This is a genomic window from Burkholderia sp. HAN2018, assembly GCF_024704855.1.
In the GTDB taxonomy this organism is placed as follows: domain Bacteria; phylum Pseudomonadota; class Gammaproteobacteria; order Burkholderiales; family Burkholderiaceae; genus Burkholderia; species Burkholderia cepacia.
The window spans coordinates 35694-57812 of sequence record NZ_QOBB01000024.1; the positions used below are offsets into that span (position 1 = coordinate 35694).

Annotated in this window: 23 protein-coding genes; 15 read left to right on the forward strand and 8 right to left on the reverse strand. The window is 63.0% G+C overall.

Annotation, left to right across the window (positions count from 1 at the left end; genetic code table 11):
• Nucleotides 1-104: 104 nt before the first annotated feature.
• The 6 genes from DPV74_RS08505 to DPV74_RS08525 all read left to right on the forward strand — a co-directional run bounded on the left by DPV74_RS08505 (nucleotide 105) and on the right by DPV74_RS08525 (nucleotide 3687).
• Nucleotides 105-890, forward strand: coding sequence for a DNA adenine methylase (locus tag DPV74_RS08505; RefSeq protein WP_119336981.1), 786 nt, complete (start codon nucleotides 105-107; stop codon nucleotides 888-890).
• 173 nt (nucleotides 891-1063) lie between these two features.
• Nucleotides 1064-1495 carry a PAAR domain-containing protein gene (locus DPV74_RS42100; RefSeq protein ID WP_063802258.1) on the forward strand — a complete coding sequence of 144 codons (432 nt, stop codon included), beginning with the start codon at nucleotides 1064-1066 and terminating at the stop codon, nucleotides 1493-1495.
• Nucleotides 1496-1501: 6 nt separating this feature from the next.
• Complete coding sequence (locus DPV74_RS08510) at nucleotides 1502-1999, forward strand: DUF4123 domain-containing protein (RefSeq protein WP_113044963.1); 498 nt, start codon at nucleotides 1502-1504, stop codon at nucleotides 1997-1999.
• Nucleotides 1989-2459 (forward strand): hypothetical protein, encoded by a 471-nt coding sequence (locus DPV74_RS08515; protein ID WP_080982199.1) that lies wholly within the window; start codon nucleotides 1989-1991, stop codon nucleotides 2457-2459. Before DPV74_RS08510 ends, DPV74_RS08515 begins: the two co-directional genes overlap by 11 nt.
• 61 nt (nucleotides 2460-2520) lie before the next feature.
• Nucleotides 2521-2958: a restriction endonuclease fold toxin 5 domain-containing protein gene (locus DPV74_RS08520; protein ID WP_370448779.1), complete on the forward strand. Its 438-nt coding sequence runs from the start codon at nucleotides 2521-2523 to the stop codon at nucleotides 2956-2958.
• Between the two features lie 12 nt (nucleotides 2959-2970).
• A complete protein-coding gene (locus DPV74_RS08525; RefSeq protein WP_240439945.1) occupies nucleotides 2971-3687 on the forward strand; it encodes an Imm52 family immunity protein in 717 nt (238 codons plus the stop codon).
• A 24-nt stretch (nucleotides 3688-3711) separates the two neighbouring features.
• On the opposite strand, the gene DPV74_RS08530 is transcribed toward DPV74_RS08525, so the two are convergent.
• Nucleotides 3712-4221 (reverse strand): hypothetical protein, encoded by a 510-nt coding sequence (locus DPV74_RS08530; RefSeq protein ID WP_162922987.1) that lies wholly within the window; start codon nucleotides 4219-4221, stop codon nucleotides 3712-3714.
• Nucleotides 4222-4419: 198 nt separating this feature from the next.
• Here DPV74_RS08530 and DPV74_RS08535 point away from each other — a divergent pair, with 198 nt between their 5' ends.
• Nucleotides 4420-5082, forward strand: a complete 663-nt coding sequence (locus tag DPV74_RS08535; protein ID WP_119336992.1) for an SOS response-associated peptidase family protein — start codon at nucleotides 4420-4422, stop codon at nucleotides 5080-5082.
• Between the two features lie 17 nt (nucleotides 5083-5099).
• Here DPV74_RS08535 and DPV74_RS08540 read toward each other — a convergent pair whose 3' ends face one another.
• Nucleotides 5100-6041 (reverse strand): DUF3800 domain-containing protein, encoded by a 942-nt coding sequence (locus tag DPV74_RS08540; RefSeq protein ID WP_119336983.1) that lies wholly within the window; start codon nucleotides 6039-6041, stop codon nucleotides 5100-5102.
• A 647-nt stretch (nucleotides 6042-6688) separates the two neighbouring features.
• Between DPV74_RS08540 and DPV74_RS08545 the strand changes: the two genes are divergently transcribed.
• Both DPV74_RS08545 and DPV74_RS08550 read left to right on the forward strand, forming a co-directional pair.
• On the forward strand, nucleotides 6689-7558 hold the full coding sequence (locus DPV74_RS08545) for an amino acid ABC transporter substrate-binding protein (RefSeq protein WP_240439947.1): 870 nt from the start codon (nucleotides 6689-6691) through the stop codon (nucleotides 7556-7558).
• A 1189-nt stretch (nucleotides 7559-8747) separates the two neighbouring features.
• Nucleotides 8748-9443: an isoprenylcysteine carboxylmethyltransferase family protein gene (locus DPV74_RS08550; protein WP_060084344.1), complete on the forward strand. Its 696-nt coding sequence runs from the start codon at nucleotides 8748-8750 to the stop codon at nucleotides 9441-9443.
• Between the two features lie 117 nt (nucleotides 9444-9560).
• Here DPV74_RS08550 and DPV74_RS08555 read toward each other — a convergent pair whose 3' ends face one another.
• Nucleotides 9561-11183 carry an NAD(P)/FAD-dependent oxidoreductase gene (locus DPV74_RS08555; protein ID WP_059589645.1) on the reverse strand — a complete coding sequence of 541 codons (1623 nt, stop codon included), beginning with the start codon at nucleotides 11181-11183 and terminating at the stop codon, nucleotides 9561-9563.
• A gap of 325 nt (nucleotides 11184-11508) precedes the next feature.
• On the reverse strand, nucleotides 11509-12312 hold the full coding sequence (locus DPV74_RS08560) for an inositol monophosphatase family protein (RefSeq protein ID WP_021162664.1): 804 nt from the start codon (nucleotides 12310-12312) through the stop codon (nucleotides 11509-11511).
• A 280-nt stretch (nucleotides 12313-12592) separates the two neighbouring features.
• Here DPV74_RS08560 and DPV74_RS08565 point away from each other — a divergent pair, with 280 nt between their 5' ends.
• Both DPV74_RS08565 and cysE read left to right on the forward strand, forming a co-directional pair.
• Nucleotides 12593-13417 (forward strand): RNA methyltransferase, encoded by an 825-nt coding sequence (locus DPV74_RS08565; RefSeq protein WP_119336985.1) that lies wholly within the window; start codon nucleotides 12593-12595, stop codon nucleotides 13415-13417.
• A 307-nt stretch (nucleotides 13418-13724) separates the two neighbouring features.
• Complete coding sequence (gene cysE, locus DPV74_RS08570; protein ID WP_021162662.1) at nucleotides 13725-14498, forward strand: serine O-acetyltransferase; 774 nt, start codon at nucleotides 13725-13727, stop codon at nucleotides 14496-14498.
• Between the two features lie 48 nt (nucleotides 14499-14546).
• Here cysE and DPV74_RS08575 read toward each other — a convergent pair whose 3' ends face one another.
• From DPV74_RS08575 to DPV74_RS08590, 4 genes are all read right to left on the reverse strand, one after another.
• Nucleotides 14547-15347 carry a UDP-2,3-diacylglucosamine diphosphatase gene (locus tag DPV74_RS08575; RefSeq protein ID WP_027787045.1) on the reverse strand — a complete coding sequence of 267 codons (801 nt, stop codon included), beginning with the start codon at nucleotides 15345-15347 and terminating at the stop codon, nucleotides 14547-14549.
• Nucleotides 15348-15374: 27 nt separating this feature from the next.
• Nucleotides 15375-15866, reverse strand: coding sequence for a peptidylprolyl isomerase (locus DPV74_RS08580; protein ID WP_006751616.1), 492 nt, complete (start codon nucleotides 15864-15866; stop codon nucleotides 15375-15377).
• A gap of 88 nt (nucleotides 15867-15954) precedes the next feature.
• Entirely contained in the window at nucleotides 15955-16536 is a 582-nt protein-coding gene (locus tag DPV74_RS08585) for a peptidylprolyl isomerase (RefSeq protein WP_021162660.1), read from the reverse strand.
• A gap of 39 nt (nucleotides 16537-16575) precedes the next feature.
• Nucleotides 16576-17298: a tetratricopeptide repeat protein gene (locus DPV74_RS08590; RefSeq protein ID WP_027787046.1), complete on the reverse strand. Its 723-nt coding sequence runs from the start codon at nucleotides 17296-17298 to the stop codon at nucleotides 16576-16578.
• A 234-nt stretch (nucleotides 17299-17532) separates the two neighbouring features.
• Between DPV74_RS08590 and cysS the strand changes: the two genes are divergently transcribed.
• The 4 genes from cysS to tilS form a co-directional block, all read left to right on the forward strand.
• Nucleotides 17533-18930: a cysteine--tRNA ligase gene (gene cysS, locus DPV74_RS08595; protein WP_021162658.1), complete on the forward strand. Its 1398-nt coding sequence runs from the start codon at nucleotides 17533-17535 to the stop codon at nucleotides 18928-18930.
• A 43-nt stretch (nucleotides 18931-18973) separates the two neighbouring features.
• On the forward strand, nucleotides 18974-19801 hold the full coding sequence (locus DPV74_RS08600; RefSeq protein WP_059493276.1) for a DNA-3-methyladenine glycosylase: 828 nt from the start codon (nucleotides 18974-18976) through the stop codon (nucleotides 19799-19801).
• Nucleotides 19802-19904: 103 nt separating this feature from the next.
• Entirely contained in the window at nucleotides 19905-20876 is a 972-nt protein-coding gene (locus DPV74_RS08605; RefSeq protein WP_006478433.1) for an acetyl-CoA carboxylase carboxyltransferase subunit alpha, read from the forward strand.
• Between the two features lie 46 nt (nucleotides 20877-20922).
• The coding region (gene tilS / locus DPV74_RS08610; RefSeq protein ID WP_119336986.1) for a tRNA lysidine(34) synthetase TilS at nucleotides 20923-22119 on the forward strand (1197 nt) is incomplete at its 3' end.

Genomic DNA, 22119 nt, shown 5'->3' on the forward strand with positions numbered 1-22119 from the left:
TCCCGGTCGCCTTTCCACTGTGTACGCCAGTGAATCGGCCAAGGCCCTGCTACCTACCGGTAGGCGGGCCGGATTCTACACCAAGTTTAAAAACGGCTTTCACAATGGCAAATCCCATCATTCCTTGGATCGGCGGTAAGCGCCGTCTTGCAGATCACCTGATCCCGCGTTTCCCGGCGCACGACTGCTATGTCGAAGTGTTCGCGGGCGGGGCCGCGTTGTACTTCATGCGTCCGCCGGCGAAGGTCGAGGTGGTCAACGACATCAACGGTGAACTGATCAATTTGTATCGTGTCGTGCAGCATCATGTCGATGAGTTCGTGCGGCAGTTCAATTGGGCGTTTACGAGTCGCGAGCTGTTTGGTTGGTTGAAGCAAACGATCCCGGAAACGCTCACCGATATCCAGCGTGCTGCACGCTTCTACTACCTGCAAAAAAGTTGCTTTGGTGGGAAGCTCGAAGGGCAGACTTTCGGATCGAAGACGCTGGCTGCGCCGGGATTGAATCCCATTCGACTGAAGGAGGAGCTATCCGTCGCGCATCAGCGGTTGGCGAACGCCTTCATCGAGCGCTTGGATTGGGCTGCGTGCATTGATCGATACGATCGGCCGCACACGCTGTTCTATCTCGATCCGCCGTATTACGAGACGCAGGGGTATGGCGTGCCGTTCCCGTTCGCGGAGTACGAAAAGATGGCCGAGCGGCTACGTCGTCTCAAAGGTCGCGCGATTGTGAGTCTCAACGATCACCCGGACATTCGACGCGTGTTCGAAGGGTTTTACATCGAGACCGTGCCGATCCAGTACACGGTTGGTGTCGAGGCCGTCGACCGTAACGAGCTGATCATTTTCAGTTGGGATGACGCGGCGCAGCCGGTTGGTCTGTTCTAGCGGATGGCTCGCTCGCAGGACAGTTCCTGCGGCATACCCGGCAATTTTGCGGGGTTTTGGGCGCGGGGGCGAGTTGGTTAAATGTCACATTTGGTCAAGTCGCCTTCCGACTCTCGACATCGGTCTCTTGCTCGGGTCATAGTCGGATCATTAGAAACCGAGAGGGCCTGCATGTGAAGCGGAACTATCTCCGAGTCGGAGACCAATCGACCAGCGGCGGGGTGGTCGTCGACGCTATCCCGACAATGAGTTGCGACGGGGTTGGACTCACCTACGTAGGTGCCAAAGTAACTTGTCCAGCGTGCAAGCGTGTCGGCGTCATCGTTGCAGAGGGGCCGCGTTGGCCGGGTAACTTGATGGGACACGAAGCTGCGCTGGAGGGCGATAAGGTCGCTTGCGGGTGCAGTCCGCTCCCAACCATGATTGCATCGCAGTCAGAGATGTTTCAGTCTTTCGAGTCGGATGCACTCGTCAAAATGGGTTTTTCCGCGACAGGAGGTCCGGTCGCGCTCGAGCTCGCTGCCCCGAAGCCATCCCAGGGATTCTGTCTCTCGTGCATGGTTGCTGCTGCCAAGAACGCGGCTGCGATGGTCGTTCGCGGGTGAGCGTCGATGAGCATTCAAGATATCTATTCAGCGGTGCAAGGGCGGGCGAGCCTTCCGGTTCGTCTGTTCGCACTTGTGGATGGTCTGTTGTATTCGGAGCTGGGCGGTTCCGAGCCGCGCCGGACGCGCGACGCGGCAATTGCGCTGCTTGATGCAACACCAGACGCCTCGCTCGCGGACGCCGGCCCGTGGCTATTCGACTTCGCGGCTGTCGACGGCGATTGCCGGCGTGTGCTTGGGCAGTTAGCGCAGGGCGAATATGGGGTGAGCTGGATTATCAGCGCGTATCAACCGCACCAGCTTGCGGCAGAACTTCGCGACCGGCTCGACGGCATATTGCCGGATGGCCGGTCGGTAATGCTTCGCTATTACGACGCCCGTGTGATGCGGCATTTCGCACCTGCCCTTAGTCCGACCGAGCGGACGACATTTTTCTCACCGACCTTCGACTGGTTGATCGAGATCGACGGGCAGCTCTTCAGGGCGCATCCCCATGCCGCTTAACCTTACTCCCGCCCACGTGTCTGCACTCGCCGAGGGCGAGGCTCGCAATTTCGTTGACGGCGTGCGCCGTGATCTGCTCAAGGCGGATCCTGCTTTGACGCAGGATATCGATCTTCATAACCGGCTCTGGGATGCATATCGCGCCGCTCGATCTCTCGGGATTCAGGATAGCGAGCATCTGGTTCAGTTCTTGAAAATCGAGGCGTATTCGCCGCACTTTTACGAGAAGCCGGCTGCGAAGGCATGGCTGACGAAACCCGGCCGTAGCGCCGATGAGCGTTTTCACGTCTACGTCCAAGAGATCACTTGGCGATCACAACATCCCGATAGCTTGAAAGGAGTTCCGCATGGCGGCACCGTTAATCCCTCTAGTGACAGCCGCAGCAGCGGAAGCGGGGCCGGTATTGTCGGCTATTGGAAGCGCTTTATTGGGGGGCGTGGCAGTAGCGGGGATCGGTAGCCTTCGGGGTGACGTCAGCAAGATGGACGAGCAGGCGAAGGCAAAAACGGAATCGCGGACAATGTCCGATTCCACTGCGCCTTGCAAGAAGTGCCCGCCCGAACAGACGGGCAAGCTTGTGCGGAGCCGACACGGCGCTAACTGGCCAGCGTACCGATATCAGGCGCGCGTAACCGGCTTTGCGTTCGATACGGAGAGCTGCCAGTGGAGCGACGAGTGGGAGTGGCTTGGAATCGATTTTGACGGGTTCAAGCCGCAAGAGTGCTTGCTGCAAGAGGCCAAGGGGAACTATGACCAGTTCCTTGATGGATCTATTCCGAAGTCCGAACAGTTCTTCAAGGGCTTTCGCCATATGCGCGATCAGGCGATCAAGCGCGCGATGCGGGTCAAGGCGAATCCGCCTACGCGGCTACGGTACTATTTCCAAGGGCCGTTGACCTATAGGCGGATGTCGGTATGGTTTAAGACCATGTCGATCGAGTCGGAGTATTTTCCGTAAATTCCTACCATCATGAAAATTGATTCCTTCATCAAGGCCGGCGGGATCGAGGTGTTCGCTTTCTCGCAAACACTCGCGAAGGTCGGTGCGATTGTTGATGTAATGGCGGCAGCGGCTCCGGAACTGTCGCGTCCGAATTGGCGAATGCAGGGCGATACGCTCGAAGAGGCTCAGACGGGCGAGGTGTACGCGGCCGATGGTCAGCCCAGTAGCACGGCGGTCGCGGCGCTGGAGAATGAATACCGAGGCGAGGAAACGTCGTCGCTCGGGATATGGGACGGTAGCGCGGACGATTCCATCGGCGCATCGGTCGAGGTCTTCGCGTGCGGTGGGCATTTCCCTGACACGGTCTCGCTCGGCGCTCGCGGGGCGTTCATCGAGCACAAAGATACTGTGGCGAGTATTGTGGTCAAGACCGCACAGGAGTTTTTGCCGGCCGTGATCTCGGCCGCGCCTGACGGTTATTCGGAGAAGCAGGCGTTTCAGGATCGTCCCGGTGTCGGTTGGATGATCTATCTGCCGGTGGAGCTGACCGTGCAGCAGATTCCCGAAGCGCAGGAGATCATTCCCGTGTTGTCCGCAGATGGAAAGAGGCGGCTCGGGACGATCCTTGTCAGCATCAAGGATGAGGTGTTTTCGGCCGACAATGAAGAGCACCTGGCCGTGGCGCACAATATCGAAGCGCGACTCATTTCGATGGATCTCCTGCCGCTTCTTGCCGAGATTTAAGGGCGGCCGGTAGCTGCATCGTTGTCAATCGAAGCGAGCGCCATCGATCATGCGGCGGAGCTGGTCGAGCGCGAAGGAATCGGGGTACCCGTTCTTCTTCAGCTCCAGCTCGGCCGCGCAAACCATTTTCTCCATGAGCCGCAGTGTTCGGCGGACGTGGACGACTTCCAGTACGAAGCGCTGTTCGAGGGTTAGCGAGCGATGTTTCTTGAAGTTGGCCGCGCTCCACGTGTCGCGCAACTCCTCCCATGTCAGGCGTTGGAACTCGGGCAGCTTTGTTGCCTTGTCGGAACCCGGATCAGGTTCACCGGGAACGTCGTAAAGCCTGCACCTCATTTCTTCGCGCGCGCGCCACTCGTCAGAGAACGGCGCAACGGGCGCGCGAGGATTGTTCATTCGGCCTGCCCGCGTGACCTCCCTGTCGATCTTGTTCGACAAGCGTCGCAACGGGGCTGCATATTGCAACTCGTCGGCACGATCGAGGTACGCGATCATGCGCGTCGCGTCGCCGGTAAGCCCGCTCATTTCGCTCATCGTGATTCGCAGGTGTAGCACTTCGAGAATCAGCCGATGGACGTCGGCGTACGTGCACGAGTTCCACCACTTCGACATCTCATCGAACTTGGGAGGGTCAAATGGGGGCAAGATCATGATGCACGCAAAGTACTGTATGGATATACAGTTTATCTCGGAGTAAGATGGGGCCGTCAAGTCTCAAAAATGGGGGCGGCAGTGTGCACAAACTACAAAGCGCCAGACGAAGATCCGGGCATTAACGAGCTGAAGATTGGCATCGGCGATCTGTATCGCCGCGACCCGTGGGAGCCGGACGTGTACCCGGACTATGCAGCGCCGATCGCATGGGCGGACGGTGATGGGCTTGGCGTCGTCAAGGCGGTGTTCGGCTTCTGGCCGAAGTTCATGCAGCCTGAGAAGGTCGACGACAAAGGGAAGAAGCGGAAAAAGTTCGACACGGTCAATGCCCGTTCAGAAACTGTTGGTGAGTCCCGGCTGTACGGTAAGGCGTGGCGAGCTGGTCAGCGCTGCTTGATCCCGGTCCGATGGATATACGAGCCATGTTACGAGACGGGCCGGAATGTCTGGCAGCGTATCGGGCTAACGGATTGGCAACCGTATTGCGTCGCCGGCATCTGGCGGCGCTACGAAGGCGAAGACGGCCGCTCGCTTGTTGGTATGACTATGATGACCGTCAACGCGGACGGCCATGCAGTGATGGGGCGCATGCACAAGCCCGGCGACGAAAAGCGTTCGGTTGTGATTCTACGACCGGCCGACTATGACGAGTGGCTGCATACTGCGGACATCGAGGCCGCGCGCGCGATGATTCAGTTGTATCCAGCAGGCGAGATGGTCACCGCGTCAAAGTTGCTTTGAATCGAGTTGCCGCGCACCTACTGCTTCTTCTCTACGGCCGCTGCAAACGCAAGTGCGAATGTCGTCGATTGGTACTGAGTCGATTCCATGACCTGGGCGACTTCTACTGCCGGTTTCTCATCCCCGCTGAGGAGAACGCTGGCGCCGTATTTGTTCACTGGATCTGAGAGCACGATGCCGCCGTGGGTTTTGTCGTCCTTCCGGTAACGGTATTCGATCTGTTTGAGAAGCCCGCCGAGCTGAGTGCGTGCGTCAAGCCAATGCTCGGATGTATGTGTCTTGATTGAGTAGTGCTTGGCACAGCAAACTTGCGCCGCAATTGGAAACAGTACAGCGGAGGTCAGGAGGTCGGCCATTTGCAGACCTGCATGATTGTCGCTGTGCCCGAACAAGGGCAATTCGACAAGACGGGGGTAGGGATCACCTTTCAGTCGACGGCGCTGCGTGAAGATGGAGTGCGCGACGTTGACGTTCGGACGATGCCCCCTGCTGTCGGCGACAATAAGGCCGGATTCCCGCTCTGTTTCGAGGAAGTGGTGAAAGTGGCTTGCGATCGATTGAACGCTGGCCGTGTAGACGGCCTTGCCGTCGAGCGGCTCTCCGATCGGCTTGACGTACACGCGAGCCACAAACTTCGCATGGACTTTGCTGAGAGCTTTCAGGCTATTGATTGCATAGCCCATTGCGTGTCGCCGGTTGTTGCGTCCCGAATCCCGCATCATGTTGCGGATCGTCGATCCCTTGATTTCTGCCGCCATCCAATCGAAAGCACGCGCATCAGCGGGCAGATTGTTGGGGAAATATTTCTTTTTCAAGGCGAGGAGCTCCCTCGTCAAGTCGTCAACTTGGTCCTTGTGGACAAACAGCCCGGCGATTGCAAAGATAGGGGTCGGTTGTGCGTCCGTTGCGCTTTGGATAGCGCCGAGGCAACCCGACTCGTCGATGTAGCAGATGTACATATGCCCCGTATAAGCAACTAGGGCCACCCGAAGGTGGCCCTAGGATTTGCCGCCGCAGGCTCTCGCCTCGAACGACACTAAAGTTGTCGAAGTGAATTCTGCCACGACGGATCCACAGTGTGATTTATTTGTTCTATCAAAAAGATAATAACAATATTCGGGGCCGTATCAAATTTCGTCGCCTGTGTGCTCACGCTCAACAGCGTGGCGAGGTCGCCAGCGTTCGTCGGCCCTGACCCCGTACTGTGTCGCGAACGTCTTTATCTGGCAAAGCGCAGGTACTGCTGCATCATTGGGGTGGCGGTTGCAGGTGCTGCTGTGGGTTGCGTGCTCATGTGACCGGGAAAAGTTGCTTTGGCTGCCCGAGTGTACCAGCGGCCCAGACATGGAGGAGCCAAGTCTGCCTTTAGGTCAGCCCCTTCAGATCTGCCGAAGCTCTCTCCCTGCATTCGTTCCATGGCGACTGCGCCCTTGACCTGAGTCAATCGGCGGTGATCGACTCCGCTTAAAGTAAATTCACGTCGGAGTTGATGGACGTGCGGTAAGGGATACCACGGGTCTGCCACTGACGGAAATGGCTCGGGAAATCGAGCTTCTGCGGGGGAAACGTCGTGAACAGAGGCATTATGAGATATCAATTCACTGCCATGCTCGCCGCACTATTTGCGGGGTATGCCACGTCGACGACTGCCTGTGCGCAGACGTTAGACAAAATCTCCCGGTCCAATCAAATCGTTGTTTCGTACAGGGAAGCCGCCGTGCCGTTCAGCTATCTGCTGACGCCGCATAAAGCCGTGGGCTTTTCGATGGACGTAACCGAAGCAATCGTCGACGACGTTCGCAAGGCACTTCGCAGGCCGGATCTGAGGGTCGCCTATGTGCCGGTTACCGGACAAAATCGCATTCCGCTGCTCGTCAATGGCAGCTACGACCTGGAGTGTGGGTCGACGACAAACACGTCGGCGCGCAGCAAGGATGTCGCGTTTTCGATCAATTACTTTTATGCCGGTACGCGGCTGATGGCGAAACGGGCGTCGCACATTGGGGATTATGCCGACCTCGCGCATAAGGCTGTCGTGACAGTCGGCGGAAGTACGAATGAAAAAACGCTGCGACGCCAACTCGAAGCGCAGCACATCGATGCCGAAGTCGCGCTGACAAAAGATTACGCCGAGGCCCTGAAGATCGTCGCGGACGACAAAGCAGCAGCACTCGCGCTCGATGACGTTCTGCTGTATGGGTTGAGGGCGAACGCTGACGACCCGAGTACGTGGGTTGTCACCGGGGACGCACTGCAGGTGGAGCCGTACGCATGTATGGTGCGCAAAGACGATCCAGTGTTCAAGCGACTCGTCGATGGCACGCTCACTCGGCTCATGAAAAGTGGCGAATTCACTCGCCTGTACGCAAAGTGGTTCGAATCACCGATTCCGCCGCGCGGCGCGAATCTCAACATGCCGATGAGCGCGGCGCTAAAGGGAAATCTCGTCACGCGCAGTGATCGGCCTGCGCAATGACTAGCCATGGTGCGGACATAGCTAAGCGCCGCGCTTGAATCGCGGCCGTTGCGTTGCGACTTACTGGGCACTCAATGCGGCCAACTAAAGCGGGCGTTTGGCGGCGTAAGCGGCATTGCCGTGTTGTCGATGGCTGCTTCTCCTGAGTGCCCGGATGCAACTTCGCTGATACCTGGCTGCGCCATCGAGGTGGGGGCGAGAATGTTTGGTGCCTCATTGAGGCAGAGCCACTCAGTGGTACCGGGTTGCAGCGGATCGGACTCCGACAGCCAGTTTGTACCACACTGACGGCAGTGATACTGTCGGACGACTATTGTGGGCCGTCCTAGTGGGCGCAACTTTTTGGGCTTGTGCAATTCCACCAGTTCGTCGTGTGCGACCTGAGTCGGGATCGTGCACATTCGCGTGCAAGCTTGGCAAGGCATGTGAGTCAGCCTCTCAAGAATTTATCCGCTCGCTGAAACGTCTCTTGGCACATGACTCAATAGTCTGCGGATTGCAACGCGATCGGTATTGCACCGCTCCCACGTTCAATTAAAGCACGCTCGCTATCGTGATGGGCGCCAATTTTCTCCGGGAAAGGGTGGCGTAGCTATCAGCGTAGGTTTGTGCGGCAGGCGTTATCAGATAAGGTGAAGGTACTGCTGCATCATCGGGGTGTGGCCGGCGAAGGCTTCGGGCGACAGCGTGGTCATAGGTCAGGCATGAAGTTGTTGCTTGGGTTGCCCGAGTTTACCAGTGGCTTCCATGTGCAAGCGCGAAGTTCGCCGTTTGGCCAGTTGCGGGTGATCGGCGAACCCTTGCGTGCTGACGGCGTCCCGCATATCAGCGCGTGTGTTTGGACGTCAGGCGGCGTGCGCGGCTTAGAACCCGGCGGCGCGGCGCCGCCAGTCGGTTTCGAGCATGGCGGCCCGATCCGCGGCTCTCATTCGGCCCCTTTATCGCCTGGGAGACTAGCCACTCATTCTCATCGACCGCAGACGATTTCGTCCGTCCGGACAGCGCTACAAACTGTGAAACGTTTGGCAGACCGCGTAATCCAGTTACTCGGTCTTTATATTTGCCCACGCTCTCGGGACTTACACCAATCAACCTCGTAAAACTGAAACTTAGGCAAGTTTCAATGAATGGAGCGTGCTAGTCTGAAACGGCAATATATATAAAAACGCAGTAAGTTCGGGGCACAAACATGAAGCAGGCCATACAGGATGCGGGGGGCGCGTGCGCGCAAAGTACCCTGGTGCCGCACGTTACAACGGTCGCGGACGAGTCGGAGCGGATCAATCTGATCGAGCTTGGTGCTCGCGTGTTGTCAGTGACCGTGCTGGGCGTATTTGCCTATCTGATTTATATACCGTGGCGATTGGACCCGAGCCGGATTACGCTGGTCCTGCTGCTGGTATCCGCGGTACTGACCGTCTGCATGTCGGCTTTTGCCAAATTGCCGAAACGGCGCGACTGGCATCCCGTTGCAGTGTGCTTGTCCCTGGGCGGTTCGTTCTACTGCCTGACCTATCAGCTGACTGCCAGTACCCAACTGATCCCGGAGTGGGCAGGGGGCGCCTGGCAAATATGCGGGATTGCGTGGCAACTGTTCGCGAAACTGTCGCTCGGGCGCTCGTTCGGCTTGCTGCCGGCGAATCGCGGCGTCGTTTCGACCGGAGCGTACCGGTTCATGCGCCACCCGATCTATGCCGGTTATCTGTTGTCCGAAATCGGTTTCCTGCTCGCAAACTTCAGTACGCGAAACCTGCTCGCGATCGGCATCTGGATGCTGTTGCAGATCGGGCGAATCAGTTTGGAAGAGCGGGTGCTGTCGGAAGACGCCGATTATCGTGCGTACAAGACGAAGGTTCGGTACCGGCTGATTCCCGGTGTGTTTTGACGGGCGTGCCCAAAGCGCGCCGTGGTGGTGCGCCGGTGAAACAGACTGGCACGGCGAACGTGCAAAAGTCGGCGTACTCGGGTCACGGACCTTCGCACGCCGACTCTGTCCTGCGTGTCAGGACGTGTGTCCTGACGTGAGGCTGAGGGCCACCGCCTGCGCAACTTCGATGCCGTCGATCGCCGCCGAATAAATGCCGCCTGCATACCCGGCGCCTTCGCCGGCCGGATACAGGCCTTCGACGTTCATGCTCTGGTAATCGTCCTTGCGTCGAATCCGGATCGGTGACGACGTGCGCGTCTCCACACCGGTGAGCACTGCATCGTGCATCGCGAAGCCGGCGATCTTCTTGTCGATCTGGGGCAGAGCTTCACGGATCGCTTCGATCACGTAGTCCGGCAGCGCGGTGCTGAGATCGGTCGGGTTCACGCCCGGCTTGTACGACGGCTCCACGGAGCCCAGCGACGTCGACGGCCGGCCTGCGATGAAATCGCCGACCAGTTGACCCGGCGCGCGGTAATCGCCGCCGCCGAGTTCGAACGCGCGCTCTTCCCATTTGCGCTGGAACGCGATGCCCGCCAGCGGGCCGCCGGGATAATCGTCCGGCGTGATGCCGACGACGATACCCGCGTTCGCGTTGCGCTCGGCCCGCGAATACTGGCTCATGCCGTTGGTGACCACGCGGCCCGGCTCGGAGGTTGCCGCGACCACGGTGCCGCCAGGGCACATGCAGAAGCTGTAGACGGCGCGGCCGTTGCTGCAGTGGTGGACCACCTTGTAGTCGGCGGCGCCGAGCTGCTTGTGGCCCGCGAACTTGCCGAAACGGCTGCGATCGATCAGCCCTTGCGGATGCTCGATGCGAAAACCCAGCGAGAACGGCTTGGCTTCGATATAGACGCCGCGATCGTGCAGCATCTGGAAGGTGTCGCGCGCGCTGTGGCCCACGGCCAGCACCACGTGGTCGCACCGCAGCGTTTCTCCGTTCGAGAGCTTCAGCGAGCGCACCTTGCCCTGATCGATCTCGATGTCGTCGACCCGCGTTTCGAAACGCACTTCACCACCCAGTTCGTGGATGGACGCACGCATTTTTTCCACCATGCTGACGAGGCGGAACGTGCCGATATGCGGCCGGCTCAGATACAGGATGTCTTCCGGCGCGCCTGCCTTGACGAATTCGTCCAGCACCTTGCGGCCATAGTGGTTGGGATCCTTGATCTGGCTGTACAGCTTGCCGTCGGAAAACGTCCCGGCCCCGCCTTCGCCGAACTGCACGTTGGATTCGGGGTTGAGCACGCTCTTGCGCCACAGGCCGAAGGTGTCCTTGGTGCGCTCGCGCACGGCCTTGCCGCGTTCGAGGATGATGGGACGGAAACCCATCTGCGCGAGGATCAGCCCAGCGAACAGGCCGCACGGCCCCATGCCGATCACGACCGGGCGCAGGAAATTGCCGTGCTCGGGCGCCTTCGTGACGAAGTGGTACGCCATGTCGGGCGTCACGCCGCAATGTGGCTTGCCGGCGAGGCGCTTGATCGCGGCCGCTTCGTCCGCGACTTCGACGTCGACGATATACGTGAGCTTGATGTCGGCGCGCTTGCGCGCATCGTGCGCACGACGGAACACGGTGTAACGGAGGAGCTCGTCCGCGGCCACGCCAAGCTCCGCGAGGCGCGCGCGAATCGCGGCCTCGAGCGCGCTTTCGGGGTGGTCGAGGGGGAGTTTAATTTCGCTTAGCCGTAACATGGGGACTCGGATGCGATTGCCACGGCGTCGTGGCGGTGTTGATACGGTCGGGGGCCGGCAGGCCGGCGGGGTTGTCCGCCGCGCGGGCGTGCCGCACGCAAACCCGCACGCAAACCATTTATTGTCGTTGCGGGAACGGCGGTGTGGGCGGCAGTACGCTACCGGCCCCGACAAACTCAAGCAACTTCAGGATAGGCGCACGAAGCGACCCTTGTGCGGGAAGATTTTCCCGCCTCCCGGCAACCGGGAGGCGAACGGTGCGCCGTCGTGACGATGCCCGCGAGCGGTGTGCGCGAAAGCCGCGCCGCGCGGGCGCGGCCGGGGCTTACTCCGCCGCCGGATGTACGCGGGTGTAACGGTTCAGGATCGGGATCATCTGCGCGTAGATCTTCGGGTTCGCCGCGACGATTTCATGGCGATGCAGGAAATCGGCGTCGCCCGTGTAGTTGCCGACGAGGCCGCCGGCCTCGGTGATCAGCAGGCTGCCCGCTGCCATGTCCCACACGTTGATGCCTTGCTCGAAGAACGCGTCGAGGCGGCCGGCCGCGACGTTCGCGAGATCGAGTGCTGCCGCGCCCGGACGACGCAGGCCGGTGCAGGCTTGCGTCATTTCGGTGAAGAGGCGCGCGTATGCATCGAGGCCGTCCTTTTCGCGGAACGGGAAGCCCGTGCCGACCAGTGCGTCCGACAGGCGGTCGCGGCGGCCGACGCGGATGCGGCGGTCGTTCAGGTACGCACCGCGGCCGCGCGTGGCCGTGAACAGGTCGTTCTTGTTCGGGTCGTAGACGACGGCCTGCGTGACGACGCCCTTGTGCTCGAGCGCAATCGACACGCAGTAGTACGGGAAGCCGTGGATGAAGTTGGTCGTGCCGTCGAGCGGATCGATGATCCACTTGAATTCGGATTCGTTCTCCGATTCGCCCGATTCCTCGGCGAGGATCGCGTGGTCGGGGTAGGCGGTCTTCAGCGTCTCGATGATCGCGTCTTCGGCGGCCTTGTCCACTTCGGTGACGAAGTCGTTCTGCTGCTTCTTGCGGATCTCGATCAGGTCGAGATCGAGGGACGCGCGGTTGATGATCTGTCCGGCGCGGCGCGCAGCCTTGACAGCGATGTTGAGCATGGGATGCATGAGCCTGGATCCTGTAGCCGGCGGCACGGGCCGCCACGAAGTGGAACAACCGCCCGGCACGGCGCAAGCGTGGCAGGCGAGGTGAGACGCGAATTGACAAAGAACGGGGTACGACCCGCGCCGCACGGAGTGCGACGCGTAAAGGCATGATTTTACCCGATTTTTGGCGGTTTCAGGCGACCGGAATACGGGGAAACCCCCACTATCCGTCCGGACGAGTGGGTTTGCCGCGGCGATGGCGATACCATACTGCCATTCTGATGAACCGAGTCGTATCGTAGTGGAAACCCCGCAGATCACCGCCGCGCCGTCCGAGTCGGGCGCGGCCTCGTCCCGGCCGCCGTCCGGCGGCTTCACGTCCACCCGTTTCGTGCTCGTCGAGCCGAGCCATCCCGGCAACGTCGGGGCGGCCGCCCGCGCGCTGAAGACGATGGGTTTTTCGCGTCTGGTGCTGGTCGCGCCGCGTGTGCCGCACGTCCAGAGCGATCCCGAGGCGATCGCGATGGCCAGCGGCGCGGACGACGTCCTCGCCTCCGCGCATGTCGTGCCGACGCTTGGCGATGCGCTGTCCGGCGTGCACTGGTCGATCGCACTGACCGCGCGTACGCGCGAATACGGGCCGCCGCGTCTCGCGCCGCGCGCGGCCGCCACGCAGGCGTGCGCGCAGGTCGGCACGGGCGACATCGCGCTCGTGTTCGGCAGCGAGCGCACGGGCCTCGCGAACGAGCACGTCGAGCAGTGCAGCGCGCTCGCGCACATCCCGGCGAACCCGGCCTACAGTTCGCTGAATCTCGCACAGGCCGTGCAGGTGCTCGCGTACGAGCTGCGCGTCGCGTTTCTCGAGCAGGCGAGCGAGCCGTCGGCGCAAGCGCCGGCCGAAGCCGGCACGCTCGCGCAGAGCGACGAGATCGAGCGGATGTACGTGCACCTCGAGAACGCGCTGATCGCACTCGATTTCCTCGATCCGCGCAACCCGAAGAAGCTGATGCCGCGGTTGCGGCGCCTGTTCGCGCGCACGGGCCTCGAGCGTGAGGAGGTCAATATCCTGCGCGGTATCGCGAAGCACATCCTGCTGAAATCGGGCAAACCGGGCGGCGACGCGTAAGCGGCCGGCGCACAGTGCACGGGCCGCAGGACGGCTCGGCGCGCGGGGCCGTTTCCCTGTCGGGCAGATGCTACGCCGGCCGCCGGAAGCGCCGGGCCGAATCGCCCGGCCTGTTCGGCCATCCCGCAAACTCAATGCCAGCAAGCGTTCCGGCCGAATACCCGCGCCGTCGGCGGGGTGAACACGCGGGCTCGTGCGGCCGTGCGCGACTCGCCCTACAATCGCCGAACGTCATAACTAAATTACCCGGCGCGATAACGGCCGGTCATTGCCGGCGATGCGCGCCGGCCTTTTCCCAGACCACATCATGTTCACGAGACTGCGCGAAGACGTTGCAACGATTCGCGAGCGGGATCCCGCCGCTCGCAGTGCATGGGAAGTGCTGACCTGTTATCCGGGGCTGCATGCGCTCGTACTGCATCGTTTCGCGCATGCATGCTGGCGCGCGAAGCGCTACTGGCTCGCGCGTTTCGCGTCACAGGCCGGCCGGTTCCTGACCGGCATTGAAATCCACCCGGGCGCGACGATCGGCCGGCGCGTGTTCATCGATCACGGCATGGGTGTCGTGATCGGCGAGACAGCGATCATCGGCGACGACTGCACGATCTATCAGGGCGTGACGCTGGGCGGCACGTCGCTCACGCGCGGCGCGAAGCGCCACCCCACGCTCGAGGCCGGCGTGATCGTCGGCGCGGGTGCGAAGGTGCTCGGCGGTTTCACGGTCGGTGCGGGCGCGAAGATCGGTTCGAACGCGGTCGTCGTGAAGCCGGTGCCGGCAGGCGGCACGGCGGTCGGCAATCCGGCGCGCATCGTGATGCCGGCGCAGCCGAAGCCGCAGCCCGAACGCGCGGCGTTCTCCGCGTACGGGATTACGCCGAATGCCGACGATCCGATGTCGCTCGCCATTCACGGGTTGATCGATCACGCTGCGAAGGAAAGCCGCCGCGTCGACGAGATCGTCGCGGCGCTCGAGCGGCTCGGCACGCATCTGGAAACGCTGCAGGGCGCCGACGCGGCGCGCCTCGATCTGCGCCGGCTGTCGGCGGTGCTGGAAGGCAAGACGGTCGAGCGCCAGGCGTAATGTGATCGATGCCGGTCGCGACAGGTCGGTTCGACGGCGGCGGCCGCGTCAGTCGAGCGGCATCGCGTGGATGCCTTCCGCGTCGACACGCAGGTAACCGCCGCGCGGCTTGCCGTGGTCGAGATCCCAGTCGGGTAACACCCAGCGAATGCCGCCGGGCTCGCTGTGGCGCGCGGGGCGGTGCGTGTGGCCGTGAATGATCACGCTCGCGCGGCTTTTCCGGAACAGGGCGGCCACCCCTTCGCGCGTGACATCGTAAATCGCCGAAGCAGGGCGCATCCGGCCCGCTTCGCTGTTCGAGCGCATGCGGTGCGCGAGCGCGCGGCGCCAGCGGAACGGCCATGCGAGAAACAGCCATTGCGCGACGCGGTTGCGTGCGAAGCGGCGGAACAGCTGGTAGCCGCGATCGGCCGTGCATTGCGCGTCGCCGTGCGCGAGCACGATACGCTGGCCGAACGCCATGATCAGCGACGGGTCGGGCAGCAGCATCGCGCCGGCTGCCTTCATGAAGCGACGGCCGAGCAGGAAATCGCGGTTGCCGTGCATCACGTAGAGCGCAATTCCGCGTTCGGAGAACGTGTGCATGAGCGCGGCCATGCGGGCCGCGAACGGATCGTCGTCGAGGATGTCGTCGCCGATCCAGTATTCGAACAGATCACCGAGGATGAACACCGAGTCGGCGCTGTCGGCGGTGTATTTCACGAAATGCTCGAACGCGGCGACCGTCTTCGGAATCGCTTCGCTCAGGTGCAGATCGGAGAGAAACAGGAACGGGCGTGCGGCTTGCGCGTATTCGCGCTCGCCCGGCACGCCCGCGGAGACGCTTCGCGGCGGACTCTCCTGCAACATCGAAGTGCCTCCGTTACGTGCTGTGCGTCAGACCACGACGGCCTTTTCGATCACGACGTCGTCGGCCGGCACGTCCTGATGGAAACCGGCGTTGCCCGTCTTGACGCCCTTGATCTTGTCGACCACGTCCTGGCCTTCGACAACCTTGCCGAACACGGCGTAGCCCCAGCCTTGCGGCGTCGGCGACGAGTGGTTCAGGAAGTCGTTGTCGTTCACGTTGATGAAGAACTGGGCGGTTGCCGAGTGCGGATCGTTCGTGCGCGCCATCGCGATCGTGTAGTTGTCGTTCTTCAGGCCGTTGTTCGCTTCGTTGTCGATCGGCGCGTCGGTCGGCTTCTGCTTCAGGCCCGGCTCGAAGCCGCCGCCCTGGATCATGAAGCCGTTGATCACGCGATGGAACACGGTGCCGTCGTAGTGGCCCTTCTTCACGTAGTTCAGGAAGTTTTCGACCGTCTTCGGTGCCTTCGCGGCGTCGAGCTCGAGCTTGATCACGCCGTGGTTCGTATGCAGTTCAACCATGATGAATTCCTTCGGTGAGGCGGTTTAAATGGCACGCGGCCGGTCGTGCGACGCGGCCGCGTGAGGCGCCGGACGTGCCGGCAGGTTCTTACTTCGAGACGACGCTCGCCGATTCGATCACGATCGGTTGTGCGGGCACGTCCTGCATCGGGCCGCGCGAGGTCGTCGCGACGCCTTCGATCTTCTTCACGACGTCGAGACCCGACACGACCTTGCCGAACACCGCATAACCGTTGCCGTCCGGGTTCGGGTAGTCGAGGCCGCTGTTGTCGACCGTGTTGATGAAGAACTGCGCGGTGGCCGAGTTCGGATCGCTCGTGCGTGCCATCGCGATCGTGCCCGTCAGGTTCTTCAGACCATTGCGGCTTTCCAGCGGGATCGGCGCGCGGGTCGGCTTCTCCTCGAAGTTGGTCTTGTAGCCGCCGCCCTGGATCATGAAGCCCTTGATCACGCGATGGAAGATCGTGCCGTTGTACTGGCCGGCCTTCACGTAATCGAGGAAGTTGGCGACCGATTTCGGCGCCTTCTCCGGGTAGAGCTCGACGCGGATGTCGCCCTGCGAGGTCTTCAGCTGCACGACGGGGTGCGCGGTAGCCGATTGCGCGAACGCAGGTGCGGTCGCGGTCGCGAGAAGGGCGGCGCCGCCAAGCGCCAGCAACAGACGTTTCATTGCGATCCTCAGGTTGGGAGGGAAAGAAGGCCGCGCCGCTTATTGCGACGGCGCGACGTACGGCGCCGCCAGTGCGCCCGACGGACCGCTGAACTGGAACGTCGGCGACATCGGCAGCGTGGTGGTGCTCACGTTCGCGGCGGCGCGGTCGGAGTAGTCGCGCGTGGCCGGTGAGGCCGCGCGGGCGTTCGGCGCGGTCTTCGGCGGCGACACGATCTTCTGGAGATCGGCGAGGCGCTGCGCGGTCGCGCCGCTCGTGCGGCCGAGCGATTGCGCGCGCTTGTACGACTCGGCCGCGAGGCGCAGGTAAAGATCGCCGAGATTCTCGTATGCGAGCGAGTAGCTCGGGTTCGCTTGCGTCGCCGTGACGAGCGCGGTGCGCGCTTCGTCGTATCGGCCATGCTTCGCGTAAAGCGCCGCAAGGTTGTTGTACGGCTCGGGCAGTTCGGGGTACGCCTGCGTGATTGCGACGAACTGCTGGATCGCGTCGTCGTCGCGGTTCAGGCGGGCCAGCACGGTGCCGCGCTTGAACTGCGCCTGCAGGTCGTGCGGGTTCGATGCGATGCGCGCGTCGAGCTGCGCGAGCGCCTGCTTCCACTGCTTGCCGGCGATCGACGCGTCGATTTCGGGGGTGCCGTCGGCGGTGGCCGGGGCCTTCTGCGCATGCGCTGCGGGGGCCGCGAACAGCGTCAGCGCGACGCCCATGACGGTGGTCGCAACGAGGGTCGCAGCGCTCGGCGCGCGGCCGCGATGAGGTTTCATAGGCGTAAATCGGAATGTTATACTCCGAGCCATTCTAACAAAACGTCTGCGCGTTCCGGCGAGCCGCAGGCAGTCTTTCTTAGCCTCTCGTGGCCGTCACCGCTGTGCTTGCAGCCTGACCGCCCCATGTGATATCGAGGACGCTCGGCCTGGTGCCGCAGCAGATGGTCCGTCCGTTTCGCATGCTGGGCGAGCTTCGCCAGGGCGGTTTCCTTCGGCTCACGGTTCATCTCTATGGAATCACTGCGCATCTACAACACGCTCGCGCGTGACAAGCAAGTTTTCGTGCCGCGCCAGCCCGGCGAAGTGCGGATGTACGTATGCGGAATCACCGTATACGACTATTGTCACGTGGGCCACGCGCGCATGCTGGTCGTGTTCGACCTCGTCCAGCGCTGGTTGCGTGCGATCGGTTACCGGGTCACGTATGTGCGCAACATCACCGACATCGACGACAAGATCATCCGCCGCGCGGTCGAGAACGGCGAGACGATCAAGTCGCTGACCGACCGGTTCATCGGCGCGATGCACGACGACGAAAGCGCGCTCGGCATCCAGCGGCCCGACATCGAGCCGCGGGCGACGGCGTTCATTCCGCAGATGCTCGGCATGATCGAGACGCTCGAGACGAACGGATACGCGTATCAGGCGACCGACGGCGACGTCAATTACTCGGTGCGCAAGTTCGCGAACTACGGAAAGCTGTCGGGCAAGTCGCTCGACGATCTCCGCGCGGGCGAGCGCGTCGCCGCGAACGACGCGAAGGAAGATCCGCTCGACTTCGTGCTGTGGAAGCGGGCGAAGCCGGAAGATCCGGAAGGCGCGTCGTGGGCGTCGAAGTACGGGATGGGCCGCCCGGGCTGGCACATCGAGTGCTCGGCGATGGGCTGCACGCTGCTCGGCGAACATTTCGACATCCATGGCGGCGGGCAGGATCTGCAATTCCCGCACCACGAGAACGAGATCGCGCAGAGCGAAGGCGCGACCGGCCAGACGTTCGTCAATTACTGGATGCACAACGGCTTCGTGCAGGTCGACAACGAGAAGATGTCGAAATCGCTCGGCAACTTCTTCACGATCCGCGAAGTGCTCGAGCGCTACGACGCGGAAGTCATGCGTTTCTTCATCGTGCGCACGCACTACCGTTCGCCTCTCAATTACAGCGATGTGCATCTCGACGATGCGCGCGCGTCGCTCACGCGCCTCTACACCGCGCTGAAGGACGTCGACGCCGACACGCTCGCGCTCGACTGGAACGAGCCGCACGCGCAGCGTTTTGCGGCCGCGATGAACGACGACTTCAACACGCCGGTCGCGGTGGCGACGTTGTTCGAGCTGGCGGGCGAGGTGAATCGCACGCGCGACGCATCGCTCGCGCGGCAACTGAAACAGCTGGCGGGGCTGCTCGGCCTGCTGGGCCGCGAACCGCGCGCGTTCCTGCAGCAGGCGTCGGGTGCCGCGCAGGCGGGCGGGCTCGCCGCCGACGAGATCGAAGCGAAGATCGCCGCGCGCGTCGCGGCGAAACAAGCGAAGGACTATGCCGAAGCGGACCGGATCCGGGCGGAACTGCTCGAGACCGGTATCGCACTTGAAGACAAACCGGGCGGATCGACCGAATGGCGTCGCGTATGAGCGCGGTGCGTTCCACTGACCGATCCGTCAGGTAGGAGGCAAGATGGCAACGGCCAGAAAAGCGCCGGTCAGGCGCGCGACCCCGGTCGCCGCGCGTCCGGCAGCCAAGCGCGTGCCGCCGGTGAAGACGGACGCAACGCGCGCCGTGCCGAACGGCGCGCTCAACGGTCATGCGCAGCCCGCGGCCGCGCAGCCGGCCGCCGACGCGGCCCGCAAGGCCCGTGCGTCCGAAGCGGACGGCGAGGAGGTCGTCGTGCGTCCTGCATACTGGGACAAGGCATGCGCCGACCTCGTCAAGCGCGACCGGATCCTGAAGAAACTGATTCCGAAGTTCGGTCCCGCGCATCTCGTGAAGCGCGGCGACCCGTTCGTCACGCTTGCGCGCTCGGTCGTCGGCCAGCAGATTTCGGTGCCGTCGGCGCAGTCGCTGTGGGCGCGCATCGGGGATGCCTGTCCGAAACTCGCGCCGCAACCGGTGATCCGGCTCGGCGCGGACAAGCTGATCGCGTGCGGGTTGTCGAAACGCAAGACGGAATACATCCTCGATCTCGCGCAGCATTTCGTGTCGGGCGCGCTGCACGTCGACAAATGGACGTCGATGGACGACGAGGACGTGATCGCGGAACTCACGCAGATTCGCGGCATCAGCCGCTGGACGGCCGAGATGTTCCTGATCTTCAACCTGTCGCGGCCGGACGTTCTGCCGCTCGACGACCCGGGCCTGATCCGCGCGATCAGCGTCAATTACTTCAGCGGGGAACCCGTCACGCGCAGCGAGGCGCGTGAAGTCGCGGCCAACTGGGAACCGTGGCGCACCGTTGCGACCTGGTACATGTGGCGCAGCCTCGATGCGCCCGACGCCGACGCCTGAGCGGCGGCTATCGGGTTTTAAACATCAATAGTTGAGAGCCGGTTTTGAGCGTCGCCCGCGCGGGTAGAATACGCGCTGCCGCAAGACCCAAGGATTCGAACACATGAAGACCACGTTTCTGGATTTCGAACAGCCGATCGCCGAACTCGAGGCCAAGATCGAAGAGCTGCGATTCGTGCAGGACGACTCGGCTGTCGACATTTCGGAAGAAATCGAGCGGCTGTCGAAGAAAAGCCAGCAACTGACGAAAGACCTCTACGCGAACCTGTCGCCGTGGCAGGTTTCGCAGATCGCGCGGCATCCGCAGCGCCCGTACACGCTCGATTACGTTGCGGAACTGTTTACCGATTTTCACGAGCTGCACGGCGACCGCGCATTCGCGGACGACCTGTCGATCGTCGGCGGTCTCGCGCGCTTCGGCGGCCATCCGTGCATGGTGATCGGTCACCAGAAGGGCCGTGACACGAAGGAACGCGCCGCGCGCAACTTCGGGATGCCGCGTCCGGAAGGCTATCGCAAGGCCGAGCGCCTGATGCGTCTCGCCGAGAAGTTCGGGCTGCCGATCTTCACGTTCGTCGACACGCCGGGCGCGTACCCGGGCATCGGCGCGGAAGAGCGCGGCCAGTCGGAGGCGATCGGCCGCAACCTGTACGTGATGGCCGAGCTGAAGACGCCGATCATCACGACCGTGATCGGCGAGGGCGGTTCGGGCGGCGCGCTCGCGATCGCGGTGGCCGACACCGTGATGATGCTGCAGTTCTCGACCTACTCGGTGATCTCGCCGGAAGGCTGCGCGTCGATCCTGTGGAAGAGCGCAGCGAAGGCGCCGGAAGCCGCGGAAGCGCTCGGCCTGACCGCGCACCGCCTGAAGGCGCTCGGCCTGATCGACAAGATCATCAACGAGCCGCTCGGCGGCGCGCATCGCGATCCGAAGGGCATGGCTGCGCTGCTGCGCCGCGCGCTCGCCGATTCGCTGCGCCAGTTCCAGGGCATGAGCATCGATGCGCTGCGCGAGCGCCGCTTCGAGCGCCTGATGGCCTACGGCAAGTTCAAGGAAACCACGCCGGGCGCATGACCGGCCGCGTGTTCAATACGCGCGCCGCTGAGCGCGCGTTCCTCTCGTGATCCCACCGACCGAATTCTCCGCCGACCGCGTCGTCCTCGACGCGGTCGGCGTTGCGCTTTCCGGCATGCCGCCCGATGCGCGCATCGCGATCGCGTACAGCGGCGGCCTCGACTCGACGGTGTTGCTCGATGCGGCCGTGCGCGTCGCGGGCGCGTCGCGCTGCGTCGCGCTGCACGTGCACCACGGGCTGAGTGCGAACGCCGATGCGTGGGTTGCGCATGCCGAGGCGAGCGCGGCCGGGCTCGGCGTCGCATTCGAATCGATGTGCGTCGACGTCCCGCGCGACAGCGGCCTCGGTGTCGAGGCGACAGCGCGCGAGCGGCGCTATGCGGCGCTCGACGAGATGTGCGAGCGCCATGGCGCGGCCGCACTGTGGCTTGCGCAGCATGCGGACGACCAGGCCGAGACCGTGTTGCTGCAGTTGTTGCGCGGCGCGGGGATCGCGGGGCTTGCCGCGATGGCGCCGCGTTACCGTCCCGACGGCGTGAGCGTCGAGCGCGTGCGCCCGCTGCTGCGACTGCTGCGCGCGCAACTCGAGCGTTATGCGGCGCAGCGCGCGCTCGAATGGATCGACGACGAATCGAACAACGACACGCGTTACGCGCGCAATGCGCTGCGCATCGACGTGCTGCCGGCGCTGGCCGTGCATTTCCCGGGCTTTCGCGACGCGCTGGGCCGCGCGGCCCAGCACGCGGCCGCCGCCCAGCGGCTGCTCGACGATCTGGCTGAACTCGATTTCGCCGTTGCCGCGCGCGATGACGGGCAGGCGCTGTCACGCGATGCACTGGTTGCGTTCGACGATACGCGTGGCGCGAACCTGCTGCGCTTCTGGATGCGCCGGCTCGGTTTGCCGGGCGCGTCGGCCGCCCGGCTCGCCAATATGATGCGGCAGTTGCGTGCCGCACACGATGCCCATGCATTGCGCGTCGATCACGCGGGGCAATGCCTGCGGCTTTATCGCGATGTCGTCTACTGGGAAGCGGGCGACAGCAGCGAGCCGGCCGACGACGGCACCGGCACCCCCCATCCGGACGCGTCGCTCGCGTGGGACGGGCAGGAGGTCTGGCACCTGCCGGGATGGCGCGGCACGTTCGTGTTCGCGCCGGTCGACGCGGCAAGCGCCGATGCGGTGCCGGAGGTGTTGCTGCGCGGCGCGCGGCTCGTGGCGCGCGCCCGCGCGGGCGGCGAGCGG

Coding starts and splice junctions, on each gene's coding strand:
- DPV74_RS08555 (WP_059589645.1), bottom strand. CDS start 11,183: ATGTTACGGCTAAGCGAAATTAAACTCCCCCTCGACCACCCCGAAAGC.
- DPV74_RS08580 (WP_006751616.1), bottom strand. CDS start 15,866: ATGGTTGAACTGCATACGAACCACGGCGTGATCAAGCTCGAGCTCGAC.
- DPV74_RS08585 (WP_021162660.1), bottom strand. CDS start 16,536: ATGAAACGTCTGTTGCTGGCGCTTGGCGGCGCCGCCCTTCTCGCGACC.
- DPV74_RS08600 (WP_059493276.1), top strand. CDS start 18,974: ATGGCAACGGCCAGAAAAGCGCCGGTCAGGCGCGCGACCCCGGTCGCC.
- cysE (WP_021162662.1), top strand. CDS start 13,725: ATGTTCACGAGACTGCGCGAAGACGTTGCAACGATTCGCGAGCGGGAT.
- DPV74_RS08575 (WP_027787045.1), bottom strand. CDS start 15,347: ATGTTGCAGGAGAGTCCGCCGCGAAGCGTCTCCGCGGGCGTGCCGGGC.
- DPV74_RS08515 (WP_080982199.1), top strand. CDS start 1,989: ATGCCGCTTAACCTTACTCCCGCCCACGTGTCTGCACTCGCCGAGGGC.
- DPV74_RS08530 (WP_162922987.1), bottom strand. CDS start 4,221: ATGAGCGAAATGAGCGGGCTTACCGGCGACGCGACGCGCATGATCGCG.
- DPV74_RS08510 (WP_113044963.1), top strand. CDS start 1,502: ATGAGCATTCAAGATATCTATTCAGCGGTGCAAGGGCGGGCGAGCCTT.
- DPV74_RS08560 (WP_021162664.1), bottom strand. CDS start 12,312: ATGCATCCCATGCTCAACATCGCTGTCAAGGCTGCGCGCCGCGCCGGA.
- DPV74_RS08605 (WP_006478433.1), top strand. CDS start 19,905: ATGAAGACCACGTTTCTGGATTTCGAACAGCCGATCGCCGAACTCGAG.
- DPV74_RS08520 (WP_370448779.1), top strand. CDS start 2,521: ATGTCCGATTCCACTGCGCCTTGCAAGAAGTGCCCGCCCGAACAGACG.
- DPV74_RS08590 (WP_027787046.1), bottom strand. CDS start 17,298: ATGAAACCTCATCGCGGCCGCGCGCCGAGCGCTGCGACCCTCGTTGCG.
- DPV74_RS08505 (WP_119336981.1), top strand. CDS start 105: ATGGCAAATCCCATCATTCCTTGGATCGGCGGTAAGCGCCGTCTTGCA.
- cysS (WP_021162658.1), top strand. CDS start 17,533: ATGGAATCACTGCGCATCTACAACACGCTCGCGCGTGACAAGCAAGTT.
- DPV74_RS08540 (WP_119336983.1), bottom strand. CDS start 6,041: ATGTACATCTGCTACATCGACGAGTCGGGTTGCCTCGGCGCTATCCAA.
- DPV74_RS08545 (WP_240439947.1), top strand. CDS start 6,689: ATGCTCGCCGCACTATTTGCGGGGTATGCCACGTCGACGACTGCCTGT.
- DPV74_RS08525 (WP_240439945.1), top strand. CDS start 2,971: ATGAAAATTGATTCCTTCATCAAGGCCGGCGGGATCGAGGTGTTCGCT.
- DPV74_RS08550 (WP_060084344.1), top strand. CDS start 8,748: ATGAAGCAGGCCATACAGGATGCGGGGGGCGCGTGCGCGCAAAGTACC.